The organism is Brevundimonas sp. CURTG3B2_SDJG (assembly GCF_057364705.1).
Genome location: NZ_JBNFOJ010000092.1, coordinates 1 through 10,500, shown reverse-complemented (window position 1 = coordinate 10,500; position 10,500 = coordinate 1). Strand labels below are relative to the sequence as shown.

General features: G+C 69.6%; 5 protein-coding genes and 3 pseudogenes. 4 read left to right on the top strand and 4 right to left on the bottom strand.

What is annotated here, in order from left to right; genetic code table 11:
- Positions 1–256, bottom strand: a 256-nt coding sequence (locus AC2W7C_RS08050; protein ID WP_486000966.1) for a hypothetical protein, incomplete at its 3' end; no start/stop codon positions are given.
- Positions 257–377: 121 nt separating this feature from the next.
- Here AC2W7C_RS08050 and AC2W7C_RS08045 point away from each other — a divergent pair.
- From AC2W7C_RS08045 to AC2W7C_RS08030, 4 genes are all read left to right on the top strand, one after another.
- Positions 378–2,513 (top strand): malate synthase G, encoded by a 2,136-nt coding sequence (locus AC2W7C_RS08045; RefSeq protein ID WP_486000965.1) that lies wholly within the window; start codon positions 378–380, stop codon positions 2,511–2,513.
- A gap of 99 nt (positions 2,514–2,612) precedes the next feature.
- Positions 2,613–3,491 carry an ABC transporter ATP-binding protein gene (locus tag AC2W7C_RS08040; protein ID WP_486000964.1) on the top strand — a complete coding sequence of 293 codons (879 nt, stop codon included), beginning with the start codon at positions 2,613–2,615 and terminating at the stop codon, positions 3,489–3,491.
- Positions 3,492–3,500: 9 nt separating this feature from the next.
- The gene (locus tag AC2W7C_RS08035; protein ID WP_486000963.1) at positions 3,501–4,448 is read left to right on the top strand and encodes an ABC transporter permease; all 948 of its coding nucleotides are present in this window, start codon (positions 3,501–3,503) and stop codon (positions 4,446–4,448) included.
- A complete protein-coding gene (locus AC2W7C_RS08030) occupies positions 4,445–7,078 on the top strand; it encodes an ABC transporter permease/M1 family aminopeptidase (protein WP_486000962.1) in 2,634 nt (877 codons plus the stop codon). The genes AC2W7C_RS08035 and AC2W7C_RS08030 overlap by 4 nt, the downstream gene beginning before the upstream one ends.
- 51 nt (positions 7,079–7,129) lie before the next feature.
- On the opposite strand, the pseudogene upp reads toward AC2W7C_RS08030, so the two are convergent.
- The 3 pseudogenes from upp to AC2W7C_RS08015 all read right to left on the bottom strand — a co-directional run.
- A pseudogene (upp, locus tag AC2W7C_RS08025) lies at positions 7,130–7,758 on the bottom strand (uracil phosphoribosyltransferase).
- Positions 7,759–7,848: 90 nt separating this feature from the next.
- Positions 7,849–9,021, bottom strand: a pseudogene (locus AC2W7C_RS08020) (DUF1688 family protein); the annotation flags it as partial.
- Positions 9,018–10,172: pseudogene (locus tag AC2W7C_RS08015) on the bottom strand (GTP cyclohydrolase II); the annotation flags it as partial. The pseudogenes AC2W7C_RS08020 and AC2W7C_RS08015, both read right to left, overlap by 4 nt.
- Positions 10,173–10,500: the final 328 nt, after the last annotated feature.

Genomic DNA, 10,500 nt, shown 5'->3' with positions numbered 1-10,500 from the left:
CGCCAGAAGAGCGAGCGGCAGGACGGCGGGGCCGGCGTCGTCCAGGGCGGCGGCGCGTCGCCGGATGTCGGCGGTCGATCGCGCCCGGGACCAGCTTCATCGCGCTCTCGATCAGGAACAGGCCGACCCCGATGTCCCAGGCCAGCGCCAGCCGCGTCAGCCAGTCGCCCGAGATCGCCCAGGCCGCGCTGGAGGCCGTCAGGGCCAGGAGGGCGATCAGCGGCCAGTGCAGGCCGAGCCAGGAGCGAGCGTTCATCGGGCGATCATGCGCCAGCCGGCGGATCGGGCAAGCCGAACCTGTTGTGCGCCGCAAAATCCGCTCGACTTCCCCTAGGTCATCACGGAATGTTTCAGTCCTCGCCGACGAGGACACGCCCATGCCCATGACGCCGCGCGCCGGATTGCAGGTCGCCGATGACCTGGCCGCCTTCATCGAGACGGAGGTCCTGCCGGGCCTGGACCTCGACGCCGTCCGTCTCTGGACGGGCGCGACGGAGCTTCTGGAACGCGCCGGTGCGGAATGCCGCAATCTGTTGGCGGTGCGAGACCGGATGCAGGCGCAGATCGACGCCTGGTGGTCGGCCGAGGACGGCCGGCCGCGGGATCCGGAGGCGACGGCCGCCTTCCTGCGCTCGATCGGCTATCTGGTTCCGGAGCCGGAGCCCTTCCGGATCCGGACCGAGAACGTCGATGCGGAGGTGGCGTCGATGGCGGGGCCGCAGCTGGTGGTGCCGTCGCTAAACGCCCGCTTCGTGCTGAACGCCGCCAACGCGCGGTGGGGCAGCCTGTTCGACGCCCTGTACGGAACGGACGCGATGGGCGACCTGCCGCCGGCGGGCCCCTACGATGCGGCCCGAGGGGCTCGGGTCGTCGCGCGCGCCAAGGCCTTCCTGGACAAGGCCGCGCCGTTGGTCGAGGGCTCGCACGGCCAGGCCGCGGGCTATGCCGTGGTCGACGGCCGGCTGGTCCCTGCGCTGAAGGACCCTGCACAGTTCGCCGGCTGGCGCGGCGACGCAGCCGCGCCCGAGGCGGTGCTGCTGAAGCACAACGGCCTGCACATCGAGCTGGTCCTGGACCGCTCCAGTCCGATCGGCGCCGCCGATCCGGCCGGCCTGTCGGACGTGGTGCTGGAGGCGGCGCTGTCGACCATCGTGGACCTGGAGGACTCGGTCGCCGCGGTCGACGCCGCCGACAAGGTCGCGGCGTACCGCAACTGGCTGGGCCTGATGAAGGGCGACCTGTCCGAGACCTTCGTGAAGGGCGGCGCCGACCTGACTCGCACCCTGGCGGCGGACCGCGACTACGCCGCGCCGGACGGATCGACCCTGATCTTGCCGGGGCGGTCGCTGCTGTTCGTGCGCAACGTCGGTCATTTGATGACGACCCCGGCGGTGCGGATGGCCGACGGCTCCGAGGCGTTCGAGGGCGCGCTGGACGCCCTCGTCACCAGCCTGATCGCGTTGCACGACCTGAAGCGACTGGGACGCTTCCGGAACAGCCGGGCGGGGTCGGTCTACATCGTCAAGCCGAAGATGCACGGTCCCGACGAAGTGGCCCTGACCAACCGGTTGTTCGGGCAGGTCGAGGACATCCTGGGCCTGCCCCGGTTCACGCTGAAGGTCGGCGTGATGGACGAGGAGCGCCGAACGTCCGCCAACCTCGCGGCCTGCATCCGCGAGGTCGCCGACCGGCTGGTGTTCATCAACACGGGCTTCCTGGATCGCACCGGCGACGAGATCCACACGGCGATGCGGGCCGGCCCCGTGATCCGCAAGGGCGAGATGAAGTCGGCGGCCTGGATCGCCGCCTACGAGACGCGCAACGTCGCCATCGGGCTGCAGTGCGGCCTCGACGGGCGGGGCCAGATCGGCAAGGGCATGTGGGCCGCGCCGGACCGGATGGCGGACATGCTGGACCAGAAGGCCGCCCACCCTAAGACCGGGGCCAACACGGCCTGGGTCCCGTCACCGACCGCCGCGACCCTGCACGCGCTGCACTATCACCAGACCGACGTCTTCGCCCTGCGGGCCGAGATCGGGGCTCGGCCGGTTCCGGGGCTGGACGATCTGCTGACCGCGCCCGTGGCCGAGGGGCGTCGCTGGTCGGATCAGGAGATCGCCCAGGAGTTGGACAATAATGCCCAGGGGCTGCTGGGCTATGTCGTGCGCTGGATCGATCAGGGCGTCGGCTGCTCCAAGGTGCCCGACATTCACGACGTCGGCCTGATGGAGGATCGCGCCACCCTGCGCATCTCGTCCCAGCACATGGCCAACTGGCTGCTGCATGGCGTCTGCACGGCCGAACAGGTGGACGCCGCCCTGTCGCGCATGGCCGCCAAGGTGGACGCCCAGAACGCCGGCGACCCCCTGTACCGACCCATGGCGGCGGATCCGGCGAACAGCCTGGCGTTCCAGGCCGCGCGCGCCCTGGTCTTCGAGGGCGCCGAGCAGCCCAACGGCTACACCGAGCCGCTGCTGCACGCCTTCCGGCTCAGGGCCAAGGCCGCCGCCTGAGGCCCGGTTCGGGGCGTCCGCCGTCAAACCTGTCCGATCTGTAACTTGCGGGGGGCAGGGGGCGCTGACAAGGTTCCTTTACTTCACGGAGGGGCTGTCATGCTGACGATCGAGAACCTGACCCACATCTACGGCAATGGAACTCGAGCGCTGGACGGCGTCAGCCTGACGATCCCCAAGGGCATGTACGGCCTGCTGGGGCCCAATGGCGCGGGCAAGTCGACGCTGATGCGCTCGATCGCGACGCTGCAGACCCCGACCTCGGGCTCGATCCGCTTCGGCGACATCGACGTGATCAAGAACCCGGAGCAGCTGCGGCGCGTGCTGGGCTATCTGCCCCAGGACTTCGGCGTCTATCCGCGTGTTTCGGCCTACGACATGCTGGATCACATGGCGGTGCTGAAGGGGATCGCCAACGGCAAGGACCGCAAGGCTACCGTCGAGGCCCTGCTGAACCAGGTGAACCTGTGGCCGGTGCGGGGCAAGGCGCTGGCCGGCTTCTCGGGCGGGATGCGGCAGCGCTTCGGCATCGCCCAGGCGCTGATCGGCAATCCGGAGCTGATCATCGTCGACGAGCCGACCGCGGGCCTGGACCCGGAGGAACGCAACCGCTTCCTGAACCTGCTGGCCGAGGTCGGCGAGAACGTCGTCGTCATCCTGTCCACCCACATCGTCGAGGACGTGACGGACCTGTGCCCCCGCATGGCGGTCCTGGCCGGCGGCAAGGTGCAGTTGGAAGGCACGCCGACCGAGCTGATGCACAACCTGGAAGGCCGCGTATGGCGCCGGACCATCGACAAGTCCGAACTGGCCGACTTCCAGACCCGGTACAACGTCATTTCGACCCGCCTGTTCGCCGGCCGCACCGTCGTCCACGTCCTGGCCGACCGGAGCCCGGGCGACGGCTTCGAGGCCGCGCCGGGCGGCCTCGAGGACGTCTATCTGGCCACCGTCGCCGCCTCGCGTCGCGCGGCCTGAGGCGTCCCCATGTTCGGCAAGATCGCGAGCTTCGAACTCCGCTACCAGCTGCGCCAGCCGGCGTTCTGGGTCATCTTCATCGTCTTCGCCCTGCTGTCGTTCGGGGCGGTGGCCAGCGAGAACGTCTCGCTGGGCTCGGGCGGCAACGTCTTCAAGAATGCGCCCTATTCGCTGGCCGTTGCGCACATCGCGTTCAACGTCTTCTTCATCCTGGGCTCGACGGCCATCGTCGCCAATGCGGTGGCGCGCGACACGCAGACCGGGTTCGGCCCGCTGGTGCTGTCCACGCCGGTGAGCAAGGCGTCGTATCTGTTCGGCCGCTTCTTCGGCGCCTTCGCCGCCGTGGCACTCTGCTATCTGAGCATCTCGTTCGGAACCCTGCTGGGCACCGGAATGCCGTGGGTGGATCCCGAGACCCTCGGGCCGTTCCGTCCGCTGGACTATCTCTATTCCTATTCGGTCTACGGCCTGACGGGCCTGTTCCTGACCTCGGCCCTCTTCTTCACCCTGGCGACGGTCACGCGCTCGATGATGGCGACCTATGTCGGCGTCGTGGGGGTGATCATCCTCTATCTCGCGACCAACGGGGTCCTGGGGTCGCGGCCCGAGTTCGAGACCGCCCTGGCCTGGGCCGAGCCGTTCGGATCGGGCGCCTATTCTCTGGCGACGAAGTACTGGACGGCGGCTGAGCGGAACACGATCAACGCGCCGCTCGAGGGCGTGCTGCTCTGGAACCGGGTCCTGTGGACTCTGGTCGGCTTCGCCATCCTGGCGGCCGCCTATGCGCTGTTCCACGCCGTCGCCGGCGCGCGCCAAAGGCCAAGAAGTCTGAGCGCCTGCGCGCGCTCGCTGATGCGGCTCCTCCGGTCGCCGCGGCGCTGGGCCGCCTGCCCGAGCCGACTCACGGCCTCCGGGCCGCATGGGCCCAGCTGGCGTCCCGCACCGGCTTCGAGATGACCCTGATCTTCCGCAGCCCCGCCTATCTGGTGCTGATGCTGCTGGGGTTCGCCTTCGCGACGGCCATGCTGTTCTTCACCGGAGAGGTCTACGGCGCGCCGATCCTGCTGGTCACCCGGGTGGCGATCACGGCGCTGTTCGGGGCGTTCGGGCTGATTTCCATCGTCATCGCCATCTACTATTCGGGCGAGCTTGTCTGGCGCGACCGCGAACGCAAGGCGCACGAGATCATCGACGCCTCGGCGGCGCCCGACTGGACCTTCCTGATCCCCAAGACGCTGGCGCTGATGCTGGTGCTGCTGTCCACCGCGCTGGTGGGCATTCTCGCCGGCGTCGCCACCCAGGCGATCAAGGGCTATTTCGACTTCGAGCTGGGCAAGTACATCGTCTGGTACGCGATTCCGCAGGCGATCGGGTTCAGCCTTCTGGCGATCCTGGCCATCTTCGTGCAGGCGTTGTCGCCCAACAAGTTCGTCGGCTGGGCGATCATGGTGGTCTACCTGATCTCCACGCTGGTGCTGAACAACCTCGGTTTCGACCACCCGCTCTATCAGTACGGAACCGGCCTCTCCGTGCCGTTGTCGGACATGAACGGCCGGGGCGACTTCGCCGGCTTCAACGCCTGGTTCGACCTGTACTGGACCGCTTTCGCGGTGGTGCTCCTGGTCGTCGTCTACGCTCTGTGGCGCAGGGGAACCGAGACCCGGTTGCTGCCGAGGCTGAAGCGTTTCCCGCGGCGCGTCGCCGGTCCGGCGGGCGTGATCGGCGTCCTGGCGCTGGTCGCCTTCGCCGGCCTGGGTGCGTTCATCTACACCAACACCAACATCTGGAACGACTACGTCAGCCGCGACGCCGTCGAGCGCCGGATGGCGGACGCCGAGAAGGCTCTGCTGCGCTACGAGAACACGCCGCAGCCGGCGGTGGCGAGCGTGCGCCTGGCGCTGGATCTGCGTCCGCACGAGCCCCGCCTGACGACGCGCGGGACCTATGTGCTGGAGAACCTCACCAACGCGCCCCTGAACGAGGTCCACCTGCGCTGGCCCGACGACCTCGAGATCAAGGCGCTGACCGTGCAAGGCGCGACCGTCGCGCGGGAATGGCCCGAGTTCGACTACCGCATCTATCGCTTCGCCACGCCCATGCAGCCGGGCGAGCGGCGCACCGTGACCTTCGAGACGGTCCTGGCGCAGCACGGCTTCAAGGCCAGCGGCAACACCACCCGGGTCGTGGACAACGGGACCTTCGTCAATAACAGCGAATTCGCCCCCAGCATCGGCATGAACCGCAACGGCCTGCTGACCGACCGGGCCAAACGCCGCAAGTATGGCCTTCCCGCCGAGCTTCGTCCGGCCAAGCTGGAGGATGAGAGCGCCCGGGGCCGCAACTACATCGGGGCCGACTGGGTCACCGCCGACATCACGGTGACGACCGACGCCGATCAGACCCCGATCGCCCCCGGCTACAAGGTGTCGGATGTGACCCGCGACGGCCGCCGCACGGCCCGCTTTGTCACCGAGTCCCCGATCCTGCACTTCTTCTCGGTGCAGTCGGCGCGCTACGAAATCCTGCGCCGCGAGCACAACGGCGTGGCCCTGGAGGTCTATCACGACGCCCAGCACGCCCGGAACGCGCCCCGGATGATCGAGGCGATGAAGGCGTCGCTGGACTACTACACGCGCGCCTTCAGCCCGTATCAGTTCCGCCAGGCTCGGATCATCGAGTTCCCGGCCTACGCCAGCTTCGCCCAAGCCTTCGCCAACACCATGCCCTACTCCGAGGGGCTGGGCTTCATCGCCGACTTCTCGGACCCGACGAAGATCGACTACGTCACCTACGTCACGGCGCACGAGATGGGCCACCAGTGGTGGGCGCACCAGGTCGTCGGCTCGAACCAGCAGGGCATGACCGTCCTCAGCGAGACCCTGGCCCAGTACTCGGCGCTGATGGTCATGGAGAAGATGTACGGGCGCGACGACATCCGCCGCTTCCTGAAGTTCGAGCTGGATCGCTACCTGCGCTCGCGCGGCACCGAGCGGCTGGAAGAGATGCCGCTGATGCGCAACGAGAACCAGCAGTACATCCACTACCAGAAGGGCGGCCTGGTCATGTACCTGCTGCGCGACCAGCTGGGCGAGGATGCGGTCAACCGCGCGCTGCGGCGGGTCCTGGCCCAGTACGCCTTCAAGGGCGCGCCCTATCCGCGCTCGCTGGACCTGATCGCGGCGCTGCGCGCCGAGGCCCCGGCGGATAAGCAGGCGCTGATCACCGACCTGTTCGAGAAGATCACCCTCTATGACGTCAAGACGACCGGGGCGACCGCGACGCGGCGCGCCGACGGCCGCTGGGACGTCACGGTGACGGTCGACGCCCGCAAGCTCTACGCCGACGGCAAGGGCGAGGAGACGGTCGCGCCGCTGAACGAGAGCTTCGACGTCGGCCTGTTCACCGCCGAGCCGGGCAAGGGCCGCTTCGACCCGTCGGACGTGATCCTGCTGGAGCGCCGGCCGATCCGGTCGGGGGTGCAGACGCTGCGCTTCGTCACGGCGAAGAAGCCGCTGTTCGCGGGCGTCGATCCCTACAACAAGTGGATCGACCGAAACTCGGACGACAACGTCAGGACGGTGGATTAGGCCGCTGCGCGGCGGTGGTTGGTGATCAGCCACTAGCGCGCGGCGCGCCCGTCACCGCGTCCCGAACAGCCGGTCGCCGGCGTCGCCTAGGCCGGGAACGATGTAGCCGTGGTCGTTCAGCCGCTCGTCCACGGCGGCGGTCCAGACCGGCACGTCGGGATGCCAGCCGCGCAGGCGCTCCAGGCCCTCGGGCGAGGCGACGAGGCAGACGAAGCGCAGGTTGGTCACGCCGCGCTCCTTGAGCCGCTCCAAGGCGGCGACCGCGGTGTTGGCGGTGGCCAGCATCGGATCGATGACGACGCACAGGCGGTCGGCCACGTCCTCCGGGGCGCGAAAATAGTATTCGACCGCGTCCAGGGTCTCGGGCTCGCGGTACAGGCCAACGTGCCCGACGCGGGCCGAGGGGACCAGGTCCAGCATCCCTTCCACCAGGCCCAGGCCGGCCCGCAGGATGGGTACGAAGACCAGCTTCTTGCCCTCGATCTTCTGGCCGGTGGTGGGGCCGACCGGCGTCTCGACGGGATAGTCCTCCAGCGGCAGGTCGCGGGTGACCTCGTAGCAGAGCAGGGTCGAGATCTCGCGCAGCAACTGGCGGAAGCGGGCGGTCGAGGTGTCCCTGGACGCATGATCGACAGCTTGTGCGCGACGAGCGGGTGGCCGACGACGGTGACGCCGTCCATCGTGAAGGCGGGCTTCGGCATCAGAATACGGTTCCGTCGGAGAGGATGGTCAGGGGCGGGCCGCCGCCCTCCCGGCGCTCCGGCGGCGGCGCGGCGACCGGCCGCCCAGGTGCCGCCTTCCAGCACGCTGGCCAGGGGCATGACCTGGGCCGTCACGCCCAGTTCGTCGCGCACCAGCGGGGCGATGCGATCCAGCAGGGCGACGGTCATGGCGCGCCAGGCGACGACCAGGGGATCGGAGACGGGCCAGGCCTTCTCGGCGTCCGTGGGATTCTTCAGCGCCAGCACGCCCAGGTCCATGAGCAGGCCGCCGTTGCGGTATTCGGCCAGGCCGGTCAGGCCGTCCAGATCGACGACATCGACGCCGGCGGTCAGCAGGGGCTCGACCAGGGAGTAGCTGAGCCACTGGGACAGCTTGTGAATCGGAACCAGGCCGTCGGTGGCGTCGTCGCGCTTGAGGGCGGGATGCCGCCAGCAGTCGCCGAGGTCTATGCCGCCCAGGGTCAGCCGGTCCTGCCAGACGGGACCGAAGGCCTCGAGCAGCAGGCGCAGGATGGCCGGGGCCGGCAGACGGTCCTGCTCGTCCATCTGTTCGAACAGGACGTCGGCCAGGCCGCCGGGACGGGGCGTGTCCTCCAGCTCGAACAGCTCTGGCCGAGCCAGGCACTGGCGGCCCAGGCGGCGCAGCAGGGCCGCGCGGCCCTCGAGCCCGACCAGGGGATTGGCGTCCGTGACCTGGAAGCCCCTGGCCAGGTCGTCGGCCGAGAGCAGGGTCAGGGCGACGGCGTCGACGCGCAGGGGATCGTCCGGCGTGGAGGAGAAGGCGCCCGCCTCGAACATCCGCAGCGAGGCGATGGCGAGGCCCTCGGAGCGGGCCAGGGTCCGTCCGGTCGCGGCGTCGTGATAGGACCAGCCCGGGCCGGAGCCGGCGTCCAGCAGCACCGAGACCATGGCCAGGTCGAACTCGGTGCGGGCGCGGGCGGCGTCGTCGGGCCAGTCGACGCCGTCGGCGACCGGCGCCCAGAGATCGACGCCGTCGACCGCGAAATGCCGCCAGCGGGCGTGGAACGGGACCTGGAGCGTCGGGTACTGGTCGCGGATGACGGCGGCGACGTACCGGGCCGTCTCGGGCAGGCGGTCCAGGTCGACGCGCCAGTGCTCCAGGCCGCCGGCCAGGCCGATCTCCAGGATTTCGCGCGCGCGCTCGCGGACGGCGGCGGCGTTCAGCAGGCTCAGGGCCTGCGCGGTCTCAGAACTGCTCAAGATCGCGGCCCACCACGCGGGTCAGTTCGTCGGCGGACTTGGCGCCTTCGGGGGTGAAGTAGCCGGCGGCCTTCTTGGCCTCCATTTCCACGGAGGCGTCGGGCGGGATCAGATCGTCGGGGATCGGCACGCGCTCGCCGATCTCTATCCCTGCGCCGGTCAGCGTCGTGCTTCATGTTCGACATCGAGACGAAGCGGTCGATCCGGGTGATCCCCAGCCAGTGCAGGACGTCGGGCATCAGCTGCTGGAAGCGGGCGTCCTGCACGCCGGCCACGCACTCGGTGCGCTCGAAATAGGTCGCCGCCTGATCGCCGCCCGGCTGGCGCTTGCGGGCGTTGTAGACGAGGAATTTCGTCACCTCGCCCAGGGCCCGGCCCTCTTTCCGGTTATAGACGATCAGGCCGGCCCCGCCGGCTTGCGCCTCGCGCACGCATTCCTCGATGCCGTGGGTCAGGTAGGGGCGGCAGGTGCAGATGTCCGAGCCGAAGACGTCGGAGCCGTTGCACTCGTCGTGGACCCGGCAGGTCAGGCGGCGCTTCGGGTCGGCGATCGCGGCCGGGTCGCCGAAGATGTAGAGCGTGATGCCCCCGATCGGCGGCAGGAAGACCTTGATGTCCGGCCGGGTGACCAGGTCGGCGTACATGCCGCCGGTCTGCTCGAACAGGGTGCGGCGCAGCGCCGTCTCGGTGACGCCGAAGCGCTCGGCGATGCCGGGCAGCCACCAGACCGGGTCGATGGCGGCCTTGGTCACGGCCACGTCGCCGGTGTCGTGCACGACCGCCCCGTCGACCTTGATGCGGCCGGCGGCGATGGCCTCGTTGATCTCGCCCAGCTGCAGGCGCGCGCGGGTCACGGCGATGGTGGGGCGGATGTCGACGCCGTCCTGGATCTCGGCGGCGAAGTCCTCGGCCACCCGGGCGCCCCAGGGGTCCAGCGAGACGATCTTGCCGCCGTCGGTCCACTGCGGGAACGGCCCCATGGGGGTGGTCGGCGCGGTGTTGGTCAGGTCGGGCCGGTTGTTGGCGCTCATCGCGCCCGACGACACGGCCAGGGCGCGGTAGACCGAATAGGCGCCGCCGTGGGCGCCGATGGCGTTGCGGTCGGCGCCGGCGTTCACCGTGCCGATGACGGGCCCGCGCTCGCGGGCGGTCGGGCGCCCGCCACTGGATCGGGAAGCGGGAGGCGGTCCCCGCGCCGGGGTGGGAGTTGAGCCGGATGTGGCTCGGTCGGTTGGACATGTTTCCTCACTCGAATCCGGCCTGTTGTTGTTATCGAGCCGGACTCGTCAGGACACACCCGGAACGCGGGTCTGTCCAGAGGGCGCGCGTGTTCGTCCACCGGCGGGAGCCGCCGGAGGTCGGGGAGGGCGCGGGGCGTCCGGGCCTCGCCCGGAGCTGTTGAGCTGTTACCGTTTCGACGAGACAGGCCGCCCCGCGTGGTCGTTGGTTTCGCGCGCCCTCCGGCTGGCGGCCCTGTTA